15 protein-coding genes are annotated in these 21,667 nt (G+C 65.1%); 8 read left to right on the forward strand and 7 right to left on the reverse strand.

Features of this window, described 5'->3' with window-relative positions; genetic code table 11:
* Window positions 1-18: 18 nt before the first annotated feature.
* Window positions 19-1,092, reverse strand: coding sequence for a 3-deoxy-7-phosphoheptulonate synthase (locus AS93_RS0105940; protein WP_027589750.1), 1,074 nt, complete (start codon window positions 1,090-1,092; stop codon window positions 19-21).
* A 238-nt stretch (window positions 1,093-1,330) separates the two neighbouring features.
* Here AS93_RS0105940 and cysB point away from each other — a divergent pair, with 238 nt between their 5' ends.
* Window positions 1,331-2,302 carry an HTH-type transcriptional regulator CysB gene (gene cysB, locus AS93_RS0105945; protein WP_027589751.1) on the forward strand — a complete coding sequence of 324 codons (972 nt, stop codon included), beginning with the start codon at window positions 1,331-1,333 and terminating at the stop codon, window positions 2,300-2,302.
* A gap of 59 nt (window positions 2,303-2,361) precedes the next feature.
* On the opposite strand, the gene AS93_RS0105950 is transcribed toward cysB, so the two are convergent.
* Window positions 2,362-3,096 (reverse strand): phosphoadenylyl-sulfate reductase, encoded by a 735-nt coding sequence (locus tag AS93_RS0105950; protein ID WP_027589752.1) that lies wholly within the window; start codon window positions 3,094-3,096, stop codon window positions 2,362-2,364.
* Between the two features lie 173 nt (window positions 3,097-3,269).
* On the opposite strand from AS93_RS0105950, the gene thrH reads away from it, so the two are divergent.
* Window positions 3,270-3,887: a bifunctional phosphoserine phosphatase/homoserine phosphotransferase ThrH gene (gene thrH, locus AS93_RS0105955; protein WP_027589753.1), complete on the forward strand. Its 618-nt coding sequence runs from the start codon at window positions 3,270-3,272 to the stop codon at window positions 3,885-3,887.
* Between the two features lie 140 nt (window positions 3,888-4,027).
* Here the strand turns inward: thrH and AS93_RS0105960 are convergent, their stop codons facing one another.
* From AS93_RS0105960 to pabB, 5 genes are all read right to left on the reverse strand, one after another.
* Complete coding sequence (locus AS93_RS0105960; protein ID WP_155956112.1) at window positions 4,028-4,819, reverse strand: hypothetical protein; 792 nt, start codon at window positions 4,817-4,819, stop codon at window positions 4,028-4,030.
* Window positions 4,820-4,839: 20 nt separating this feature from the next.
* A complete protein-coding gene (locus AS93_RS0105965) occupies window positions 4,840-6,060 on the reverse strand; it encodes a hypothetical protein (RefSeq protein WP_027589755.1) in 1,221 nt (406 codons plus the stop codon).
* Entirely contained in the window at window positions 6,057-6,698 is a 642-nt protein-coding gene (locus AS93_RS0105970) for a hypothetical protein (protein ID WP_027589756.1), read from the reverse strand. The genes AS93_RS0105965 and AS93_RS0105970 overlap by 4 nt, the downstream gene beginning before the upstream one ends.
* Entirely contained in the window at window positions 6,698-10,372 is a 3,675-nt protein-coding gene (locus AS93_RS0105975) for an ATP-binding protein (RefSeq protein ID WP_027589757.1), read from the reverse strand. Before AS93_RS0105975 ends, AS93_RS0105970 begins: the two co-directional genes overlap by 1 nt.
* A 203-nt stretch (window positions 10,373-10,575) precedes the next feature.
* Window positions 10,576-11,925 carry an aminodeoxychorismate synthase component I gene (gene pabB, locus AS93_RS0105980; protein WP_027589758.1) on the reverse strand — a complete coding sequence of 450 codons (1,350 nt, stop codon included), beginning with the start codon at window positions 11,923-11,925 and terminating at the stop codon, window positions 10,576-10,578.
* A gap of 188 nt (window positions 11,926-12,113) precedes the next feature.
* Between pabB and AS93_RS0105985 the strand changes: the two genes are divergently transcribed.
* The 6 genes from AS93_RS0105985 (at window position 12,114) to AS93_RS0106010 (ending at window position 21,666) form a co-directional block, all read left to right on the forward strand.
* The gene (locus AS93_RS0105985) at window positions 12,114-14,777 is read left to right on the forward strand and encodes a LuxR C-terminal-related transcriptional regulator (protein WP_256214708.1); all 2,664 of its coding nucleotides are present in this window, start codon (window positions 12,114-12,116) and stop codon (window positions 14,775-14,777) included.
* On the forward strand, window positions 14,774-17,482 hold the full coding sequence (locus AS93_RS0105990) for a LuxR C-terminal-related transcriptional regulator (RefSeq protein WP_027589760.1): 2,709 nt from the start codon (window positions 14,774-14,776) through the stop codon (window positions 17,480-17,482). Before AS93_RS0105985 ends, AS93_RS0105990 begins: the two co-directional genes overlap by 4 nt.
* A gap of 217 nt (window positions 17,483-17,699) precedes the next feature.
* Entirely contained in the window at window positions 17,700-18,140 is a 441-nt protein-coding gene (locus AS93_RS0105995; RefSeq protein WP_027589761.1) for a DUF6160 family protein, read from the forward strand.
* Window positions 18,141-18,204: 64 nt separating this feature from the next.
* On the forward strand, window positions 18,205-18,975 hold the full coding sequence (locus AS93_RS0106000) for a C39 family peptidase (RefSeq protein WP_027589762.1): 771 nt from the start codon (window positions 18,205-18,207) through the stop codon (window positions 18,973-18,975).
* A 60-nt stretch (window positions 18,976-19,035) separates the two neighbouring features.
* On the forward strand, window positions 19,036-20,055 hold the full coding sequence (locus tag AS93_RS0106005; protein WP_027589763.1) for a transporter: 1,020 nt from the start codon (window positions 19,036-19,038) through the stop codon (window positions 20,053-20,055).
* An 18-nt stretch (window positions 20,056-20,073) separates the two neighbouring features.
* Window positions 20,074-21,666, forward strand: coding sequence for an outer membrane protein transport protein (locus AS93_RS0106010; protein ID WP_027589764.1), 1,593 nt, complete (start codon window positions 20,074-20,076; stop codon window positions 21,664-21,666).
* Window position 21,667: the final 1 nt, after the last annotated feature.

Raw genomic sequence — 21,667 nt, forward strand, 5'->3', positions numbered from 1 at the left:
CGGCGCGTTCCGGGTTGATCAGCGCTGGCGCTTGGGCAACACATCCCTGAGCTTGTCGCGCATGGCCAGCACGGCCTTCTCGGTGGTGTCCCAATCGATGCAGGCATCGGTGATGGACACGCCGTACTTGAGCTGGCACAAGTCCTTGGGAATGCTCTGGCTGCCCCAGCCCAGGTGACTCTCCACCATCAGGCCGATGATCGAGCTGTTGCCCTCGACGATCTGGTTGGCCACGTTCTCCATCACCAGCGGTTGCAGTGCCGGATCCTTGTTGGAGTTGGCATGGCTGCAGTCGACCATGATGTTCGGCTTGATGCCGCCCTTGGTCAGCTCCTGCTCGCACAGGGCCACGCTCACCGAGTCGTAGTTGGGCTTGCCGTTGCCGCCACGCAACACCACGTGGGCATAAGGGTTGCCCTTGGTGGTGACGATGGAGACCGCGCCCTGCTGGTTGATACCCAGGAAACGGTGCGGACGGGAAACCGATTGCAAGGCGTTTATGGCCACGGCCAGGCCGCCGTCGGTGCCGTTCTTGAAGCCCACGGCCGAAGACAGGCCCGAGGCCATTTCCCGGTGGGTCTGGGATTCGGTGGTACGTGCGCCGATGGCGGACCAGCTGATCAGGTCCTGCAGGTACTGCGGCGAAATCGGGTCCAGCGCCTCGGTGGCGGTCGGCAGGCCCATCTCGGCCAGGTCCAGCAGCAGGCGGCGCCCGATGTTCAGGCCATCCTGGATCTTGAAGGAGTCGTCCAGGTACGGATCGTTGATCAGGCCCTTCCAGCCCACGGTGGTACGCGGCTTCTCGAAGTACACGCGCATCACCAGGAACAGGGTGTCGGAGACCTCTTCCGCCAGCGCCTTGAGCCGCTCGGCGTACTCGTGCGCCGCCTTGAGGTCGTGAATGGAGCAGGGGCCAATCACCAGGAACAGACGGTGGTCCTTGCCGTCGAGGATGTCGCGTACCACCTGGCGGCCGTGGCTGACGGTCTGCAGGGCGGTGTCACTGAGCGGCATCTCGCGTTTGAGCTGCTCGGGAGTGATCAGGGCTTCGTTGGAAGCAACGTTCAGGTCGTTGATCGGTAAATCAGCCATCGAGGTACTCGTAATCACAGAGCCGGCCGCCTGGCATCCCCTTGCGGCGAGCACAGCTGGAGGCGCGGAGGCGGGGAGGGCGCACCATAACGCGACAGCCCTTGGCTCGACAATGGGACAGGGCGGCGTCGACGTGGATTTATGCCGCACTACTATTGCTGAATGACTTTTTTCTTTGCTCGTATACTCGCGATATGGTTATAAGCAAGGCGGCGTTCGAGTCGAAAGAGGATCACACATGAAGCTTCAGCAACTGCGCTACATCTGGGAGGTGGCGCACCACGATTTGAACGTCTCGGCGACGGCCCAGAGCCTCTATACGTCCCAGCCGGGCATCAGCAAGCAGATCCGGCTGCTGGAAGACGAACTCGGCGTCGAAGTGTTCGCCCGCAGCGGCAAGCACCTGACCCGCGTCACCCCGGCCGGGGAATACATCATCCAGACCGCTGGCGAGATCCTGCGCAAGGTGGAAAGCATCAAGCAGATCGCCCAGGAGTTCTCCAACGAGAAGAAGGGCAACCTGTCCATCGCCACCACCCACACCCAGGCGCGCTATGCCCTGCCGAAAGTGATCGACCGCTTCATCAAGCGTTACCCGGACGTGACGCTGCACATGCATCAGGGCTCGCCGACGCAGATTGCCGAGATGGCCGCCGACGGCACGGTAGATTTCGCCATCGCCACCGAAGGTCTGGAGATGTACGGCGACCTGATCATGATGCCCTGCTACCGCTGGAACCGCTGCGTGATCGTACCCAAGGGACATCCCCTGGCCGCGCTGCCCAAGCTGACCCTGGAGGCGCTTGCCGAGCACCCGATCGTCACCTACGTGTTCGGCTTCACCGGGCGTTCCAAGCTCGACGAGGCCTTCAGCCGACGCGGACTGTCACCCAAGGTGGTGTTCACCGCCGCGGATGCCGACGTGATCAAGACCTACGTGCGCCTCGGGCTGGGCGTGGGCATCGTGGCGCACATGGCGGTGGACGAGCACGACGACGACCTGGTGACCCTGGATGCCAGCGAGCTGTTCGAGTCCAGCGTGACCAAGATCGGTTTCCGCCGCGGCACCTTCCTGCGCGGCTTCATGAGCGATTTCATCGAATCCTTCGCCCCGCACCTGACCCGCGAGGTACAGGCCAGAGCCGTGCAATGCCGCAACAAGCTGGAGCTGGACGAGCTGTTCGCGAATGTGGAGTTGCCGGTCTACTGACCGCAAACCTGCAAAAACAAAACAGCCGGCTTGCATGCCGGCTGTTTTGTTTCTGGGTTTCAACCCTTGTGGATCAGGTTGCCGGCGTGCAGGCCGCATTCCTTGTGGGTGGCTTCTTCCCACCACCAGCGGCCTTCGCGCTCGTGCTGGTTGGGCAGCACCGGGCGGGTGCAGGGTTCGCAGCCGATGCTGATGAAGCCGCGCTCGTGCAGCGGGTTGTAGGGCAGCTCCAGCATGCGGATGTAGCCCCAGACTTCGGCGCTGGTCATCTGCGCCAGCGGGTTGAACTTGTACAGCGGCCGTTCCGGCGCCGAGAAAGCGGCATCCAGTTCCAGTGCGGCGACCTGGCTGCGCGTGCCGGGGCTCTGGTCGCGGCGCTGGCCGGTGGCCCAGGCGCGCACGCCGGCCAGCTTTCGGCGCAGCGGTTCGATCTTGCGGATGCCGCAGCATTCGCCGTGGCCGTCCTTGTAGAAGCTGAACAGGCCCTTCTCGCGCACCAGGGCCTCCAGGCGGGCGTGGTCCGGACTGAGGATCTCGATGGGCAGCGAGTAGTGCTCGCGCACCTGCTCGATGAAGCGGTAGGTCTCCGGATGCAGGCGCCCGGTGTCCAGGCTGAACACCCTGACGTTCCGGTTGAGCTTCCAGGCCATGTCCACCAGCACCACGTCTTCCGCGCCGCTGAAGGACAACCACAGGTCGTCACCGAAGTGCTCGAAGGCGAGCTTGAGGATGTCCTGGGGCGATTTCTCGGCGTAGCGGGCTGCCAGTTCGGCAATGTGGCTGGGCTCGATCATGCGGCTCTCGGCGGGTTGCAACCTGGGGCCGCGATGGTAGCACCGGGCAACCTACGCAATTAAATAACCAAAATGCGCCGTACCCACCCGCCCGGTTATAAGAGTCCAATTGCGCCGCCTGTGCCGACCGGCTAGAGTGCGGCCCTTTCTCACCTCACCCTAGGAGTGTTCTCGTGGAGATCGCTTGTCTCGACCTGGAAGGCGTATTGGTCCCGGAAATCTGGATCGCGTTTGCGGAAAAAACCGGCATCGAGGCGCTGAAGGCGACCACCCGGGACATTCCCGACTACGACGTGCTGATGAAGCAGCGCCTGCGCATCCTCGATGAGCACGGCCTGAAGCTGCGCGACATCCAGGAAGTGATCGCCACCCTGAAGCCGCTGGAAGGCGCTGTCGAGTTCGTCGACTGGCTGCGCGAGCGCTTCCAGGTCGTCATCCTGTCCGACACCTTCTACGAATTCTCCCAGCCGCTGATGCGCCAGCTGGACTTCCCGACCCTGCTGTGCCACAAGCTGGTGGTCGACGAGACCGACCGCGTGGTGGGCTACCAGCTGCGCCAGAAGGACCCCAAGCGCCAGTCCGTCATCGCGCTGAAGAGCCTCTACTACCGCGTGATTGCGGCCGGTGACTCCTACAACGACACCACCATGCTGTCCGAGGCGCATGCCGGCATCCTGTTCCACGCGCCGGACAACGTCATCCGCGAGTTCCCGCAGTTCCCGGCGGTGCATACCTATGCGGACCTGAAGCAGGAATTCCTCAAGGCGTCGAATCGCCCGTTGAGCCTGTAAGAACCAGCAGGAAAAGGCGGCCCCGGTGGCCGCCTTTTTTGTGCCTGCGCGCGTACGCCGGTCGAGCCGTAGGGTGGACAACGTTGTTCTTGTCCACCATTGCCACTAATCGGGATTCCAGAGAAAAGAAGCTGACCGCCCTACCGGCCAATGCAGTGCAGCGGCGCACCCATAGCCAGCATATGCTGCTGCTTGACGCTGACCCCGCCCAGTTTCATCTCCGCCCACACCGCTTGCCAACCGCCCAGCGCGCTGTTGTCCAGATGCCTGGCCTGCAGATGCTGCCGTTGGAAATGCTCGCGGCTGCCCTTGGCCAGCAGCTCCGGGGTGAGCTGCGGCACCAGCAGGTGACTGGCCTGCGGCAGCGCCGCGGCGATCACCAGGCCCGCCGGATCGTAGTCCGCAAAGACGACAACCGGAATCGCGGCGGGTAGGCGTTGCAGCAACTGCCGCGTGCCGCGCGTGGCGGCCCCATGCCCCCGGTACAGCACCAGCGCATCGCGCAGGCGAGCGGGGAGGGCGAAGCGGTGAAGCTGGTCGAAACAGTCGAGGTTCTCGACCACCAGCACGCTGCCGATGGCCGCCACATCCAGCTGATCCAACGCAACCCGCAACGCGCAGCTGGAAGGCAGGGCGGGCAGCGGCGCGGGCAGCGCGCCCTTGGCCAGCACGAAGCCGTCATCCGGCCGTTGCGGAGCAAGCTTCTCGTCGATGGCCTGGGCAGCCGCCTGGATACGGTCTTCGCTTGGCAGCGGCCTTATGAGGTCCCAGCCGAAATAGCGTTCGGCTTCCTTGCGCAGCAGCTCGCGCTCGCGCGGGGTGAGTATCAAGCGGTGCCGCTCGACCCGGCCCAGCTCAAAGGCCCGATGGATGTCCCGCCAGGCTACGGTATAGGTCACGTCCAGCAGGTGATTGCTCAGCAGGCGATGCACCGCGTTGGCATGCCTCCGGCCTAGGCGGACAAACACAGCGCCAGATCCCGCACGATGAAGTTGCCAGTGAACACCGGATGGTCCTCGCCTTCGGGCAGCAGCTCGAAGTAGTCCTTCTGCTCATCGGGTAGCGCCTCGTAGCCGCCGATCACCTGGTACAGCCAGGTTTCCTCGTCCCAGGGCAGGCGCTGTTCGGCGCGCCAGGCGAGCGCGGAAATCGGCTGGCCGCGCTCGATTACCTGGCAGAGGTACTCCTGCACGGCCTCCTGGATCGGGCTGGCCTGCACCTCGAAACTTTCCACCTCGCCCAGCAGCGTTTCGCCGGCTTCCGGCAGGGCCACCAGGGCGCGCTCCTCGCGCTGCGCACGCACCTGCGCGGCCAGGGCCAGCAGTTCGGCTTCCTGCACGCTGTCGTGGATATCCACGGCGGCCGGGGCGAGCAGCGCCTCGGCCAGGTTGAGCAATTGCGGCATCTGCGGCAGGGCGGTGTGCTGGCCGGGCTGATAGTCCGGCTGCTGCTCCACATGCAGGCTCCAGCCACGCAGCAGACGGGTGCGACCCTGGATCTTGCGGAAGCGGCCGAGCAGATCCAGCAGGCGCGCCTGCACCACGCCCAGTTCCAGATAGGCGTCGCTGACGCTGCGCTGCAGGCTGGTGACCAGCAGACGACGCAGTTCGCGCAGGTCGCCGGCGGTGTCGGCCAGATCCTGGAAGTCGATCAGCTCCAGACCGGCGAGCATTTCGCTGACCTGGGTCTGCGCCAGTTCGTTCTCGCGGATCTTGGCGTTCAGGCTGCCGACGTAGCCGAACTCGTTGTTGATGCGGCTCCACAGCACGCGAATGCCGTGCCCCAGGCCTTCGCAGAAGCTGTAGACGTGCTCGCGCAGGTCGGCCAGGTAGGCGTCGGCGGCGGCGAAGTCGCCCTGGTGGCGCGCCTCGGTGTAGTGGGCGGCCAGCGTGCGGAAAGTGGCCAGGGTGGCGCCGGTGTTGGCGTCGATCTGCCGGTTGCGGTCGTCCTTCAGCGCCTCTTCCAGCAGGGCGCGCACCGTGCGCCGTAGGTGCAGGTCGGCGCCGGGCTCCGGGCGGTAGAGGATGCCGTCCTTGACCAGGCGCTCCTGCACGCCGGGCTCCAGCGCCTCGTCGCCAATGGAGCCGGCCAGGTAGGCGTCCATGATGGGTTCTGCGTGGCGGCCCAGCTGGCGCAGGAAGCGCACGCCGGCCTGGTGCAGGTTGCCGCTCATAGCAGGTTGCCCTGGCTGGCGGCCTCGGCGCGATCCTCCAGCGCCAGGCCCTCCGCTTCGTCGATGAAGCGGATCACCTCGTAGAGGTAGTCCAGCTTGCCGGTGCCGATGTAGATCTGTTTTTCCGGGTTGGGGCGGATCAGGTAGCCCATGTCGCAGAGCTTCTTGAACACCTGCTTGATTTGTGCGTCGACGCTGGCGCTGGTGGAGCCGAACAGACGGTAGTGGCTGATGCGCGCCAACTGCTCGCGGAAGGCCGGGGTGTCCTCGACGATACCCTGCAGTTCATTCAGACGAATCGGACTGCCCTCGGTCAGCGGCGCGTCCTGGGCGCTGGCTTCCTGCACCAGCAGCAGCCATTCCACCAGCGGGGTGAGGGCGTTGCAGACATCGCGGAACTGCTGGCCCACGACTCTGCGTTCGTTCTCGCCGAGCTGGCGATAGGCGCAATAGAACACCTCCGCCTCGGCGCCGCTGCCGACGCTGGCTACCACGCGGTTGAGGGTGTTCAGATAGTCGTCCACCTGTTCGCGGTTGGCCGGGTTCTTCAGGAAGCGCCAGCCTTCCTCGTCGGTGGTGCGGCAGATGAAGCTGCCCTGCAGCAGGCGTTCGATGACCTGTCCCTTGTTGGAAAGCATCAGACGGTCTCCTCGGTCTGGCGGGCTTTCAGGCGCTCGCCGATCACATCCAGGCGCGGCTTGACCACCTGCAGCTGGCGGGTCTGCTTGTTGACGATGTAGCGGTTGCTGAACAGCGACAGCACCTCGGAATCCGGGTTGGGGAAGGCGGCGAGGATGCGGATGCGGTTGCTGGTGCAGGCGTCGAAGATCTTCTTCACGTTGTTGTGGTGCAGCGTGCCCAGTTCGTCGATCGGCCAGTGGATCATCGCCGGCGCGTCGCCGCGCAGCAGGCGGGTGAAGGCCAGCAGAAACTTGCAGAGGATCAGGTAGGCCATGCCGTGGCTGGAGGATTCGTTGAGCTGGCGGTCGGTGCGGATCACCAGGTCGCTGTTGCCCTCGCGCAGACGTAGCTCGATTTCCAGCAAGCCCGCGATGCCGCTGCTCAGGGCCGAGCGGCCGAGCACTTCCAGGGCGCGGCGCATGCTGCCGGTGTAGTCCTCGCCGGGCAGTTCGGCGAAGCCGCTGTCCTGCCATTCGCGGTAGGCGTTCACGAAGCTGCGCAGCTCCGGCCAGAATTCAAGCTCGGTGATGCGCGAGCGGATGGTCACCGCCGAATTGGACACCCCGTCGAGGAACAGCTCGTCGCTGACCTCGCGGGTGATGCGCGCGCTCTGGCTGGCGATGCGCTTGTCGATGTCGGCCAGCACGTCGAAGTAGTCGTACAGGTCCTTGCCGAAGATGCGCCCCTGCTCCAGCAGGCCGCGGATGCTCTGCGGCACCAGCTCGTTGAGCAGTTGCGCGAGCACCGGCACCAGCCGGCGGTAATCCAGGGTTGGCACGCCGCGCTCGCTGACCAGCGTGCATTCCTCGCGGCCGCGTTCCCAGGTCTCGGTGAGGCTGGAGCCGCTCTTGCCGGCCAGCAGGCTGTCGAAGCGGTCGACGTGCTGCTTGATGGTGGTCATCAACGCGTCGCGGCTGTGCAGCAGCTCCTGGCCGAGGCGCAGGCGCTCGTCCAGTTCGCCTTCCGGTGGTATGCCGTCGCGCGGCAGCTTGCACTCGCCGAGGCGGCGCAGCAGGCCCTTGAGCAGGTCCAGCTGCTCGCCAATCTGGCCCTGCTGCTGCAGGCCCTGCTTGCGCTGCTGCTCAAGCTGGTCGCGCTGGCGCTTGTAGGCCTGGGTGGCGCTGTCGAGCCTCTGCTTGAGGTCGCTGGCCTCGGCGCGCCGGGCGACCAGGTCGTCGTGCAGCTGCGGCTTGCGCTTGAGCCAGGTGACCGCGTACCACTCCTCGTAACGGAGCACCTCGGAACGCAACGCCTCGGTTTCGCGGATGCGCTGCTCGCGCTGGCGGATACCGTTCTTCAGCTCGATCAGCTGGGCTTCGTCGACGCCACGGGACTTGAGCTCGTTGCGGTACCAGCTTTCGCAGGCGGCCAGTTCGGTCTTGCCCTGGGCGCGCTGCTCGTCCATCTGGCCGCGCAGCTGCGCCAGGCGCTGCTCCAGATCCTGGATCACCTGCTGCCAGTGGGCCGAGGCTTCCAGGCGCGCGTCCTGGTGCTGCTCGGCCAGTTCGTTCAGCAACAGGCCGTGTTCGGCGCTCAGGCGGGCCAGGCTTTCGTCCAGCGCACTCAGTTGCTTGCGGGCTTCCAGGCGACGTTCGGCGAGGGCGGCGTCCAGGCGCTCCTTGAGGGCGGCGCGCTCCTCGCGCAGCCGCTGGCGGTCGTCCCTGGCGCGTTGCAGTTCGGTGCGTGCCTGCACCAGGCGGGTGTTGAGGTCGTCCAGCGCGGCGGTCTGTTCGCCCAGCTGCGTCTCCAGCGCTTCCTGCTGATTGCGCGCGGCCTGCAGGTTGTCCTCGGCCAGTTGCACGCGGGCGCGCAGGGCGGCTTCGTCGGCCGCGTGTTCGGGCGTGGGCAGCATGGCCAGGTCCAGGCGCAGGCCGTGGAAGCTGTCGGCCGGGGCGTCGCTCAGCGCGGGCTTGAGGTCGGTGCGCTGCAGCAGACCCGGCTCGATCAGCTTGCCCAGGTGCTGTTCCCAGCCCGGCTGCTCGCGGCGCAGGAATTCCAGCAGGGTGTGCTGGCCGGGGTAGAGCAGGCGCTCGGCGGCATTCTTTTCCTGCTCGCGTTCGGCCACCTTGCGGGCCGCCTGCTGGTGCTGCTGGGCGAGTTCCTCGCGCTGGCGCAGCAGTTGGCGTTCCTGCTGGGTTAGGGTCTCGACCTGCTGGCTGGCGGCGTCGCGCTTCTCGTCGGCCTCTTCCAGACGCCGGTCGAAGATGTCCAGGCTGCGGCTTTCCTCTTCGCTGTAGCCGAACTGGTTGATGCGCTGCTCGTGATCCTTGCGCTCCAGCTCGCGGGCATGTTTCTGCTCGCGGTAGGTGGTTTCCGACTCCTGGCGGCGGTTGGCAAAGGACTTGTCCAGCTGGCTCAGCGCGTCGTGCTGCTGCTGGGTGCGGGCGGCCAGCTCGTCGCGCACCTTGCCTTCCTGGCCGTGCAGGCGATCCAGCGCTTCCTGCTGGCGCTCCTGGACGATCTGCTTGCGCTCCAGGTAGGCGTTCTGCACGTCGGCGTGCTGCTCGGTGAGCAGGCGCAGACGCTCCTTGAGGTTGTCCAGCTCCAGCTTCCAGCCGTCGAGCTTTTCCAGATCGGCCTTGGCCTGGTCGATGTCGGAATCCAGGTACTGCTGGTACTGCTCTTCGATATGGTTGAGCTGGGTTTCGTCGCTCTCGATGCGCGCCTGCACCTGGGACAGGTCGAGGCTCAGCGCGTCGCGCTGCTCTTTCCAGTCACCCTCCAGGCGATTGAGTTCGAAGCCGAGCTGCTCCAGCTCGCTCTTCAGGGTTTCCTGGCGGGCGAACAGTTGCGGCTCGTCGGTGCGGAAGGCCTGCAGCAGACCGCTCAGGCGCGCCTCGCAACCCTGCAGCTCCTGGAAGTCGCGTTCCAGGCGGGCGAATTCCGGGCGCAGGTCGGCGAAGCCCTGGATCAGCTGGCTATCGCGAATCCAGTCCTCGACCTTCTGGGCGCTGAGGCCGGTGGTCGGTGGGGCAACACCGTCCTCCTCGAGGATGGCGGCGACCATCGACTTGATGGTCTCCATCTTGCCTTCGCGCGAGTGCACGGCGCGCACCAGCTTCTCGATATGGCGCAGGCTGTGTTCGCCGTTGCACAGGGAGAACTGGCGGGCCAGCTGGCGCAGCTCGCTGCGCTGGCTGTCGCTGGAGAGCAGGGTGCGGTCGTTCTGGATGATCGCCCGGTACTGACGGGTGTTGAGCTGGTTACTCACCGCGATGCCGAGCGAACGGAAATGCCGGCCCAGTTCGTTCATGGTGCGGCAGACGATGCTGTCGCCCTGGCGGCTGCGGATGTAGTCATCCAGGTCGAAGCCTTTCTGTACCAGCCGGTAATCCACGCCACGGCCGTCGCTGCTGGTGGCGAGGATCGCCTGGCAGGGCTCGTCGTCCATGCGCTGGTATTCGTAGACGATGAAGCTCTGCTCGGTGGGCAGGTACCAGCGCTCGAAGCTGTCGCGGGTCGCCGGCACCACGCGGCTCGGGTATTCGCCGTAGAACACCGGCACCAGGCGCTGCAGGGTGGTCTTGCCGGAGGCGTTGGTGCCGCAGATGTTGGTGTGGTCGTCCACGACCAGCTCCACCACACCCTTGAGGTGGGTGTTGATCAGAATGAGGCGATTCAGGCTGGGCATGCGAGTCCTTCGAAGATGCGAAGCAAGGGCGCAGTTTAAGCAAGCGGCACGCCGCTGCCGAGTCGCAATCGAGCGCGCTCGTCACATTTGGGGCGATTTGCCGCTGTGGCAGCGCTCGGTGATGCCATGACTTCGTAGGGTGGGCAACGTTTTCCTTGCCCGTTGCGGCCGCGCCGCCGGCGGCCGGAAAGACGCCGACCACCCTACAGGGGGAGTCTCTCCAGCGTGCGCAGCAGCACCCCGACCTTGGCGATGGATTCCCGGTACTCGGCCTGCCAGTCGGAGTCCATGACGATGCCGCCGCCGCCCCAGCAACTGATCTGGCCATCCTTGACCAGCAGGCTGCGGATGGCGATGGAGCTGTCCATCTCCCCACGCACGTCCAGGTAAAGCAGCGAGCCGCAATACAGCGCGCGGCGGGTCGGCTCCAGCTCGTCGATGATCTGCATGGCGCGGATCTTCGGCGCGCCGGTGATCGAGCCGCCAGGAAAGCTGCCGGCCAGCAGGTCCAGCGCGTCCTTGTCGTCCGCCAGTTCGCCGGTCACCGCGCTGACCAGGTGGTGCACGTTGGGGTAGCTCTCCAGCGCGAACAGCTCGGGCACGCGCACCGAGCCGGTCCGGCAACTGCGCCCCAGGTCGTTGCGCAGCAGGTCGACGATCATCAGGTTCTCGGCACGGTCCTTGGTGCTGGCCAGGAGCGCCTCGGCCTGTTGGCGATCCTCGTCGGGCGTGGCGCCGCGCGGTCGGGTGCCCTTGATCGGCCGGGTTTCCACCTGTCCGCCGCGCACCTCGATGAAGCGCTCGGGCGAGTGGCTGAGGATGGTGCCGTCGGGTCCGCTGAGGAAGCCGGAAAAGGGCGTCGGGCAGGCGGCGCGCAATGCGCGATAGGCCTGCCAGGCGTCGCCCTGGCAGGCGGCGCGGAAGCGCTGCGCGTAGTTCACCTGATAGCAGTCGCCGGCGCGGATGTAGTCGAGGATGCGCTGCACGGCACGCTGGTACTGCGCCGCGCTCTGGTCGGGCTGGAAGGGCGCGAGCAACTGGAAGGCCGCGCCGCTCTCGGCCGATGCCTCGGCTTCGAACAGCCGGATCAGACGCTGCCGCTCGGCGGTTTCGACAGTGGGGTGGAACATCAGCTGCGTGGTGCGCCGGTGGTGATCGGAGATCAGCGCCCAGGCGTACAGGCCCAGCGTTGCGTCGGCGAAACCGAGGTCGTCACGGGCCTGTTCAGGCAGCCGTTCCAGGCGCCGGCCGAAATCGTAGGACAGGTAGCCGATCAGCCCGCCGGTGAAGGGCAGCGCACAGCCCGCCGGCGCCTCGGCCCGGCCCAGCGTCCCCAGCGCTGCGCGCAGGCGCTGGAAGAAGCCTTTGGCTGTTTCGTCGCAAGAAGGGCTCAGCGAGGCCAATGGCCAGGCGGACAGCAGGTCATACCGTCCGCGTTCGGCCCCCGGCCGGCCACTGTCCAGCAAGACAGCTCCCGGCGCGTGGCGAATGCGGGCGAAACGTTCGGTGGGGTCGGCCTGGTAGGGCAGGGTGTGGCAAAGACAGGTAGGCATCGGAATCGCGGGCAATAACGTGACGGGGATTGTATTCCGCTCACCGGGCTTGTCCTAGGGCCGCTGTCGGTTTGCGCGGTCGAGGGGGGGTGATTAGTATCTGGAGCATCCCGCGGGGCCGTTGGCCCGATCATAACGATAAATATAAGCAGCAAGGGATTCAGACCATGGACGTCGTCTCAGATACGATGGGCGGCCTTGCGCATCCGTCCAGGCGGTTCCTGCCTCCCGTGCCGGATGGCTATGTGCTCCGCTCCCGGCTACACAACCTGCTGGCCGAACACGCCGATGCCCGACTGATTCTGCTCTGCGCGCCCAGCGGCTCCGGCAAGAGCACGTTGCTGGCCGAACTGATCGCCAGCCGGCAGGCGCAGGGCAGTGCATGCGCCTGGCTGTCGCTGGCCGCCAGCGATACCGATCCCCACCATTTTCTGACCCGCTTGCTACACGCGCTGCGCCTGCAGGTGCCGGGCCTCTGTACCGCGTTGCTGGAAATGCTGGCCAGCCAGGACAGGCCAGCCCCCGGTGTGGTACTGGATGGTCTGCTGGCAGAGCTGGGCGAACTGCGCCGGCCCCTGCTGCTGGTGCTGGATGACTGGCAACCGGCCAGCACGGAGCTGCTCTCGGCCCTCAATCGCTTCATCCAGTTGGCCCCGCCGGGTCTGACCCTGGCCATTGGCTGTACGCAACGGCCTGCGCTGAATCTGGCTGTGCTGCGTGCCAAGGGGCGATTGCTTGAGATCGGCCTGGGCGAACTGTGCCTGACCCTGGACGAGATGCGCGGTGTGTCGCCGGCCGGGCTCGACGAGGAAACCCTGCAGGACCTGCATGCGCTCACCGAGGGCTGGCTGGCCGGCGCACTGCTCACCTGCCAGCCCCTGCCGGACGCACTGCCGCGTGCGGAAGCACTGGCCCACTATGCCCGGCTGCTGGACGATTTGCTGCGGCCTCTGTTTGAGGCGCTGCCACAAGAAATCCGGGAGCTGTTGCTGATCCTGGGCGTGCCGGCGCGAATGAGCGGTGAACTGGTCTGCGCCCTGACCGGACGGGACGATGGTCAGGCGCTACTCGAGGAGCTCGAGACCCGTCAGTTGTTCCTCATCCCCCTGGATCGGGAGCGCCGCTGGTACCGCTTTCATCGCCAATTCGGCCGTTTCCTGCAGTCGCTCCTGCGGCATAGCGATGCGGAGCAGTATCGCCAGCTGCAGTTCAAGACCAGCCTGTGGTTTACCAACCACCACATGCAAACCCTGGCTATCGAACATGCCTGTCTGGCCGAGGATTCGGAAATGCTCGCCGCCCTGGTGGGCGGCTACGGCCTGGAACTGATCAATCGCGGCCAGTTGCACCGCCTGTATCGCTGGCGGCGCAAGATCCCTGACGCCCTGGTGGAGCGCCATCCGATCCTGGTGCTGGTGGATGTCTGGGACAAGGCCGCCGGCCTGACCCTGGCAGAGGCCAATCGGCTGTTGGACGAGCTGCTGGCGCGCTGGGCAAGCGAGGACGAGACACCGCTGGGCGACGGACGTCTAGCCGTGCTGGCGATCAAGGCAATGCTGGCTCTGCAGAAGGATGACCTGCAGCTGTGCGTGGCGCTGGTGCGCAAGGTCGAGGCGCGACTCGAGCAGCACAGTGCCTTTCTCGAAGCTGCCACGCTGCTGATGGGAGCACTGGCCCATGCGGTGCTGGCCCAGCCGGAGCAGGCCCGGCGCCTCATCGCGCTGGCCCGGCAACGTAATCACTTCCTGAGCGGCCGCTACCTGGACATTCAGCTCGACAACATCGAGGTATTTCTGGCCTACGAACAGGGCCGCCTGCGTCAGGCCAGCATGCTCTGCGAGCGCTTGCTGGAACGAAGCCAGGGTTGTTTCGAGCCCGGCAGCACGGCGCTGGTGCTGCCGCAGATCAGCGCAGGCCTGATCGCCTATCAGCAGGGGCGTTTCGAGGGCCTGGAAGAGCGCTTGCGCCGCGCGTTGGCGGGTGTGGATGTCATCAACCCCATCGACTTCTACGCCCAGGGCCTGCTCTGTCTGGCGCGCCTGCAACGGTTGCGCGGCCAGGCCAGGGAGGCCCAGGCCACGCTCATGGAGGTGCAGAACCTGGGCGCCCGTCATCAATCCTGGCGCTTCTATGCCCAGGCGGTGGGGGAGGAAATCCTCGGATTGCTGCAGGACCCGGGTGGCGAACGCGCCAAACGTGCCGAGCAGCGCCTGAAATCAGTCGATTGGCAGCGCCAGGCGGCCGCATACCCCCAGCACACCTTCAATGCGGTGCAGTGGGTGCTGGGTTTGAGTCGGGTGCGTCTGCAGCAGGCGCGCAATCAATTCAGTGAGGCGCTGCACGAGATCACCCAGCTGCGCGCCCTGCTGCAGCCGGGTTGGCACGAGCTGCAGCGGCTGCGCCTGGACCTCCTGGCAGCGCTCAGCTACCAGCACCTGGGCTACCAGGAGCGCGCCTTGAGCCTGCTGGTGCAATGCCTGTTGGCGGCCGAGCGCGAAGGGATGCGCAGTCTGTTCGTGGAAGAGGGTGAAGGTGTACGCGCGCTGCTGCAGCATCTGGAAGCGGTCGAGCGCCAGCCGGCGTTGCAGGGCTTCCTGCGCGAGCTGATCGGTATGTGGCCGGGACAACCCGCCAGCAGTGAGCAATATGGCTTGTCCGAGGCACTCACCGAGCGCGAACTGGAGGTCATTCGCCTGGCTGCCCAGGGGTTCTCCAATGACGAGATCGGCCGGCAGCTATCGCTGGCGCTGGGCACCGTGAAGTGGCATCTGCACAACATCTACGAGAAGTTCAGGGTGCGTAACCGGACCCAGGCGATCCGTCGCGCCCGCGATCTGGGAGTGCTGGCATGAACCATCTCGAAAGGGGCGCGATGCGGGCGCCCCTGCTGCGCACCAAGCTGTTTCCGGCTGGCCTGGAGAGTCGGGCACTGCTCGGGCGAGACCTGCTGGTAGAGCGCCTTTACCAGGCACGCCATCATCCGCTGCTGGTGCTCGGTGCGCCGGCCGGATACGGCAAGAGCACGGCGCTGGCCCTGCTGCGCCAGCGCCTGGAGCAGGCGGGTTGCTGCGTGGCCTGGTTATCTTGCGACGAGGCGGACAGTGAGCCGCATCGCCTGCTGGAGTATGTGCTGGCGGCGCTGGAGCTGGCGCAGCCCGGCTTTGGCGGCAGCACGGCCGAGCTGCTGCGCGATGGGCCGAGCTGGCCGGTGGAGGCTTTGCTCGATGCTTTTCTGGCCGAAGTACAGCGGTTTCCCCGCGACGTCTATCTGATCCTCGACGACGTGCACCGCATTCGTCATCCGGAGTTTCCGCAAGCCGTACGCTATCTGTTGAGCCGGATGCCGCCACGGCTGCACCTGGTTGCCAGCAGCCGCTTCCTTCCCCGCTTCCTGCGCGACGAAACGGCACTTCCCGAGGGGGCCTGCCAGCTGATCGGGGCCGGCGACCTACGGCTGAGTCGGGCCGAGACGGCCGAATACATCAAGCGCCTGCGCCACCTCGAGCTGACCGAGCGTGAGCTGGATCTGCTCTACCAACGTACCGAGGGCTGGATCACCGCGCTGCACCTGGCGGCACTGGCGTTGGCGCGCCATCCGGACCGCAAGGCGTTTATTGACGGCTTAAGCGGCACCGAGCGCGACATCGCGGACTACCTGGCCGAGGATGTGCTGTCGGGTCTCCCGCCGGCGTTGTGCCGCTTCCTGGAACAGACCTCCGTGCTTGACGAGTTCAGCGCCGAGCTGTGCGATGCGCTGACCGGGCGCACGGACAGCGCCGAGCTGCTGGCACGTCTGCAACGGGAGCAGTTGTTCATCATTCCGCTGGATGGCCAGGGCCACTGGTTTCGTTACCACCACTTGTTCGCCGAATTCCTCCAGGGGCGCCTGGCGCGCAATGGCAGCCCAACGCCGCTGTTGCTGGCTGCCGCCCGCTGGAGCGAGGCGCAGGGGCACGGCGACCGCGCCATCGCCTATGCCCTGCGCGCGCGGGACTACACCCTGGCCGCCAGTCTGCTGGAGCGGCAGGGCGCTCGCCTGGTGGCGGGCAACCGGGCCTACGGGGTCCTGACCCTGCTCAAGCAGGTGCCCACCGAGCAGATCCGTGAGCACATAGTCTTTCAGCTGTTCTACGCCTGGCAGCTGGCGTTCGATCAGCGCTTCGCCGAATCCGAGGCGCTGATCGAGGAGGTCAGCGGACGCCTGCTGCAGGTGAGGGGCAAGACGCCGCAGCCCGGTCTGATCGAATTGCTGGGCGCCGCCCAGGTGCTCAAGGCGCTGGTGCTCCTCTACCAGGACAAGCTGGAGACCTGCCTGAAGATTTCCCGACAATGGCTGACGCTGGTGCCGAGCGGCCAGCCGGTGTTCCGTGCCAGCCTGGCCTGCGTGCAGGCCGCCGCCCTGGCCTTGCTCGGTGATTTTGCCGAGGCCGGCAAGGCCATCGCGCTGGCGCGCAGCGAGCTGCGTCAGGTGGACAGCGCCTACCTGTACGTTGTGACCAGTCTGATCGAAGCCCTGATCAGCAAGGAATATGGCGAACTGGAGCGCGGGCGTGCCATTGCCGAGGCGGCGCGCAATCGAGTCGAGCGGGTGTTCGGCCGGCGCAGCCGGGTCGGCGGGCCGCTGGCCCTGGCCTATGCCGACCTGCTTTACGAGCAGGATCGCCACGCTGCGGTCCTGGCCGAGCTGCCCCTGGCCACCACCTGGCGGGATGTGGCGACGCCCATCGAGCTGATCAACCGGGCAAGACTGGTCATGGTGCGCGCGCGCTTCTATGCCGGGGAACCCGAGCAGGGACTGGCGGAGCTGGAGGACTGGTTGCTGAATCTGCAGGGCCCCGGCTACGAGCGCGTCTATGCCCTGGCGATGGGCTGCAAGGTGAGCTTCCTGCTGTGGTTGCATCGTCCCAACGAAGCGGAGCGCGCCTGCCTGCAGCTGGAGCGGCAACTGGATCGCCTGGACATCAGCCGCTATCCAGACGCCTTTGCCGCCCTCAGTCTGGCCCAGGCACGCCTGGCCCTCAGTGAGCGGCGCCCGGAGAAGGCCCAGGGGGTTCTGGAGCCGCTGCTGTCTGCGCAGGCCGGCGAACATCAGCGCGACCGGCGTCTGCGCCTGGGCTTGTTACTCTCCGTAGCGTACTGGCGCAAGGGTAACAGCGAAAAGGCGTTCAACCTGCTGGAACAGACCGTACGTGATGCCTGGGAGCGGGGCTATCGACGCCTCTTCCTGGATGATGCGCTATGGCTGTTGCCACTGTGGGAGGCCTGGCAGTCGGAGGTCGCTTGGCCAAGTCTGGGCGAGATGCTGCGCGAGCAGTGCCGGCGGCTGACCGTAGACCCGGAGAAAATTGAAGAGAATCAGGTGGTTAACCACCGCGAGCGGGAAATTCTCCGGTTGGTTGCGGCGGGCTTGTCGAACCGTGATATCGCCCAGGCGGTGCACCTCTCCGAAGCCACGATCAAATGGCACCTGCACAACCTGTTTGCCAAGTTGGCCGTGCGCAGCCGTACCCAGGCGGTACTGAAGGGCAAGAGCCTGGGCCTGCTGGGTGAGGCCTGAGGTTCGGCTGGACGCCATCTGGCCTGTGCCATCCCTTGGATAGGCTGGCAGGTCACCGAAGCCTCAGTAGCTTTATGCGCAGGACGAGTTCGATGCTATCCGACTGTCGACCGAGGTGCTGCGGCAGGCGAGACGAAGCGCTCCTGCTGTCGAGGCGGGTGCCGCGACAGCTTCTGGGATGATCCCTAGCGAACCGAACCTTCTGGAGATAACAACAATGAAATTGAACCAACTGGCTCTGGCTGCCGCTGTTCTCGCCGCTCCGTTCATGGCTCAGGCCGATCTGCGCGCCCTGGACGACGCTTCCCTGGCAGGTATCAGCGGTCAGGACGGCATCAGCATTGCCGGTGACTTCAATGGCACCATCGGCGCCATCGTCTACACCGACAACGATGCTTCCGGCAGCGGCACCCTGCGTCTGGAAAACGTCTCCATGACCGGCTTCAGCATCACTGACGACAACCCGCTGATGATTGACGTGGTTACCACTGATATTTCCGGTACCGCTACCGATCAGCTGCAGATCACCCTGCCGGAAATGACCGGTCAGGTGTCCATCGGCGCCATCCGTGTGGGTGATACCGGTGCCAGCCTGGGCTCCCTGGCCATCATCGACCAGAACATGGCCGGTACCCAGCTGCGGATCTGGGGTCACTGATCCCCGGGCACGCGCCTGACAATCCGCCGGGCAACCGGCGGATTCCTGGATCGAGAGAACAGCAATGATAGAAATTCTGCTGGGTAGCCTGCTGGCTGTCTGGGGCTTCACCGAGGCCGTTGACACCCGGACAGTGCCCGAAGGCGGCGTGAATGTCAGTCACGGCATGACGGTCGCCGGCCCGGTGCGGGAGTCGGTGGTGGTCGAGCCACTGAGTCAGCTCAAGTATCGCAACGTCGTCCGCCAGGCTTACGACTACAGCTGTGGTTCGGCAGCCCTGACCACGGTGCTGGATTATTACCTGGGGCTCAATCTGGATGAACGCCAGGTCATGGAAGGGCTCCTCCATTATGGTGAGGCCGACAAGATCGCCGAACGGCGTGGCTTCTCGCTGCTGGACATGAAACGGCTCACGGCGGCGCTGGGCTACCAGAGCGGCGGTTTCCGTGCCGACTTCCAGGATCTGGTGACCCTGGAGCATCCGGCGATCGTTCCGATCGAATATGCCGGTTTCAAACATTTCGTGGTGCTGCGCAAGGTTCAGGAAGGTCGGGTTTATGTGGCCGATCCGGCCCTGGGCAACATCAGTTTTACCCAGACACGATTTCAGGACGTCTGGGATCAGAATGTCGTGTTCATCGTGTATCCGGGCGAGCGTCCGCCCGTGAACGCGCTTGCCCTCAGCGACGCAGACATGCGTCTGGTCGATGACAGGACCACCAGCCTGCTGGCATTTCGGGAGTTCCCGGTTCTGGCCAAATTCACCGAGAACCAGGCGACCGAAATCGGGTCCGCGGGTCAACTGCGAGAAACCCATTACATCCGCCGCAAATAGCAAGCACAGATCGCGCAGGGGACGCGCGACCCGTAATTCAAAAATAACAAGGGGTAGGCCATGGGAGTTCGGGGACTGGCGTGGCTGGCGATCATCTCGCTGGTCAGCGCGGGGCAGGTTTATGCCGAGGAAAGCAGTGTCGAGCAGGCCCGGGAAGCACTGAGCAAGAAAGAAGACGACGCGGACAGCACCAAGGCGCTGGAAGAAGTATTCCAGGCGGCCGAACAGAGCTACACCCTGCTCAAGAAGGGGGAGCGGACCCTCACTTACGGTTTCGACTATTCACTGACCCGCGACATGGCCATCCAGACGGTGCGCACGAACCAGGACAGCCAGGGTGTGCCGAGTTACAGCGTCATTGGCCAGAGCGAGGCTCAGCACAGCTTCACCAACGCCTTTACCTTCGACTACGGTGTCTGGGACAACCTGACCTTCAGCGTGCGCCTGCCACTGGTGGCCAAGTACGATACCGAGCGCGATCTCGACGTCTACAGCATCGGCGATCTCTCCACCAGTCTGCGCTGGCAGCCCTGGAACTCGGTGCGCGGACGCCCCGTTACCACGTTCTACGCGAACCTCGGCTTTCCCACCGGGGAAAGCCCCTATGACATCAACATCAACCGAGATCTGTCGACCGGCAATGGCTACTACAGCCTAGGTCTGGGGGCCAACGTCTCCCATGTCCTCGACCCGGTCGTGCTCTTCGGTTCGCTGGGGTACGCCTACAACGCGCCCATCAAGGACATCGACCAGGTGCGCGGTGGACGGTTGCTGGAAGAGGTTTACCCCGGCGCCACCTTCTCGCTCAGCATGGGCTTTGCCTACGCCCTGTCCTATGACGTGTCGCTGGCCACCTCCTACCAGATGGCCCACAGCCTGAAGCCCAAGTTTCGCTTCGCGGATGTTTCCGGTGACGGCAACGAGCAGACCAGCGCTGTCATGAACTTTTCGCTGGGCTTGCGAACCTCGCCGGATCGCATCGTCAACGTCAACGCCGGTTTCGGTCTGACCGAGGATTCGCCGGATGTCCTACTGGGGTTCTCCATGCCCCTGGATATCAAAGGCCTCAAGGCCCGATAACGCGCAGGCGGACAGCCCATGAAAAAGCGATTTTCGCCGCTTGCGCGCGCGATTGCCGGGGTGACCTTGCTCTGGGCAATGGAAAGCCAGGCGCAGTTTTCCCAGAACCTGACCGTGGGCAACCCCAAGGCCATGGCGCTGGGCAACGCCATTACCGCCGATTCCAGCGGTATCGATGCGGTGCACTACAACCCGGCGGCGCTTTCCAAGCTCAAGGGTCGCCAGACCGCGCTGAAGCTGGTGACCGGGGTGATGGATATCCGTGCCGAGTTCGATGCGCCGCCCCATTACGGCGACAACTTCTTCAACTTCAAGAACGATCCGATCGCGGGCAGCCGCAGTCGCACCACCACCTCCACCATGTACCTGCCCGGTCTGGGCGGGACGGTCGATGTGCCGGTGCTGGTCGCGCCGCTGGCCGGGGTCTCCATCAATCCGCCGGGGTCGAAGTTCACCTTCGCCACCAACGTGTATACCCCGCAGGCGGTCGGTTTTCGGCGCGACAAGGATGATCCGGGCCGCTACATGGGGCAGGAAATCGCGCTGCAGCGCATCACCTACTTTTCGCCTTCGGTGGCCTACCAGGTCAACGATGAGTTCTCCGTGGGGCTTTCGGTCGGGTTTTCCCACCAGGCGCTGGCCCTGAAGCAGGATTTCCGGGCTCCAGGCATGCTCACCGGTGTGGTGGCCGCGGTTCAGGATGCGCTCTGCACCATCGAGGGCAACCCGATGGATGTGCTGATCAACCTGTGTGGCGCGCCCTTTGGTCCCTTCACCGACCTGGCGAACCTGGACGTCGACATGCAGCAGACGCTGTCGCCGACCTGGAACCTGGGTTTCCTCTGGGAACCGACCGAGTGGTTCTCCCTGGGGGCCGTCTACCAGAGCGAAGCGAAGATGCGCCTGCAGGGCAAGTACCGCGTCGAGTACACCGACAACTGGCAGAACTTCTGGAGGGGCCTCGACAGTTCACTGTTTGGCGCCATTTTCACCAGCATCACACCTGACGGCGTCTGGGAGAACGAGCAAGGCAACGTCTCCCTGGATGTGACCCATCCGGCGCATTTTTCCACCGGGATCAAGGTCCGCCCCTTGCCGCGCTGGCAGGTCAATTTCGACGTGAAATGGACCGACTACGGCAGCTGGGAAAACCTGGAGCTGGAGTTCGACCGTCAACTGGATCTGCTGACCATTGCCATGCTGTTTGCGCCCGACAACGCCACCAACCGTTCGATCATCCTGGATCGCGGCTACGAGTCGGTGTGGAGCTGGGCCCTGGGCGTGCAGTACGACGTCAACGATCGTCTCAGCCTGCGGGTGGGCTATGAACCGCGTAGCTCATCCATCCCGAGTGATCGGGCGGATATCCTCGCGCCGCTGGGCGATGCCGACCTTTACGGCATCGGTGCCGGGTATCGCTGGGACAAGGATACGGAGATCGATATCGGCTTCAACTACCTGATCAGCAAGCAGGACATTCCCGCCGGCACCAGCTGTAACGTGAACTGCTCGGGATTGCTGGACATGGTCTACAACCCGTATGCCGACCTGGATATCAAGACCAAGGTTGAGGCGTATATCTTCTCGATCAGTTACCGGACGACCTTCTGAG

Source organism: Pseudomonas sp. RL (genome assembly GCF_000647775.1).
GTDB classification, from domain to species: Bacteria; Pseudomonadota; Gammaproteobacteria; order Pseudomonadales; family Pseudomonadaceae; genus Serpens; species Serpens flexibilis.

Excerpts from the sequence above, each read along its gene's own strand:
- AS93_RS0106000 (WP_027589762.1), top strand. The coding sequence starts at position 18,205 with ATGATAGAAATTCTGCTGGGTAGCCTGCTGGCTGTCTGGGGCTTCACC.
- AS93_RS0105970 (WP_027589756.1), bottom strand. The coding sequence starts at position 6,698 with ATGCTTTCCAACAAGGGACAGGTCATCGAACGCCTGCTGCAGGGCAGC.
- AS93_RS0105950 (WP_027589752.1), bottom strand. The coding sequence starts at position 3,096 with ATGATCGAGCCCAGCCACATTGCCGAACTGGCAGCCCGCTACGCCGAG.
- AS93_RS0105965 (WP_027589755.1), bottom strand. The coding sequence starts at position 6,060 with ATGAGCGGCAACCTGCACCAGGCCGGCGTGCGCTTCCTGCGCCAGCTG.
- AS93_RS0105985 (WP_256214708.1), top strand. The coding sequence starts at position 12,114 with ATGGGCGGCCTTGCGCATCCGTCCAGGCGGTTCCTGCCTCCCGTGCCG.
- AS93_RS0105990 (WP_027589760.1), top strand. The coding sequence starts at position 14,774 with ATGAACCATCTCGAAAGGGGCGCGATGCGGGCGCCCCTGCTGCGCACC.
- AS93_RS0105995 (WP_027589761.1), top strand. The coding sequence starts at position 17,700 with ATGAAATTGAACCAACTGGCTCTGGCTGCCGCTGTTCTCGCCGCTCCG.
- AS93_RS0105975 (WP_027589757.1), bottom strand. The coding sequence starts at position 10,372 with ATGCCCAGCCTGAATCGCCTCATTCTGATCAACACCCACCTCAAGGGT.
- AS93_RS0105940 (WP_027589750.1), bottom strand. The coding sequence starts at position 1,092 with ATGGCTGATTTACCGATCAACGACCTGAACGTTGCTTCCAACGAAGCC.
- AS93_RS0106005 (WP_027589763.1), top strand. The coding sequence starts at position 19,036 with ATGGGAGTTCGGGGACTGGCGTGGCTGGCGATCATCTCGCTGGTCAGC.
- cysB (WP_027589751.1), top strand. The coding sequence starts at position 1,331 with ATGAAGCTTCAGCAACTGCGCTACATCTGGGAGGTGGCGCACCACGAT.
- AS93_RS0106010 (WP_027589764.1), top strand. The coding sequence starts at position 20,074 with ATGAAAAAGCGATTTTCGCCGCTTGCGCGCGCGATTGCCGGGGTGACC.
- pabB (WP_027589758.1), bottom strand. The coding sequence starts at position 11,925 with ATGCCTACCTGTCTTTGCCACACCCTGCCCTACCAGGCCGACCCCACC.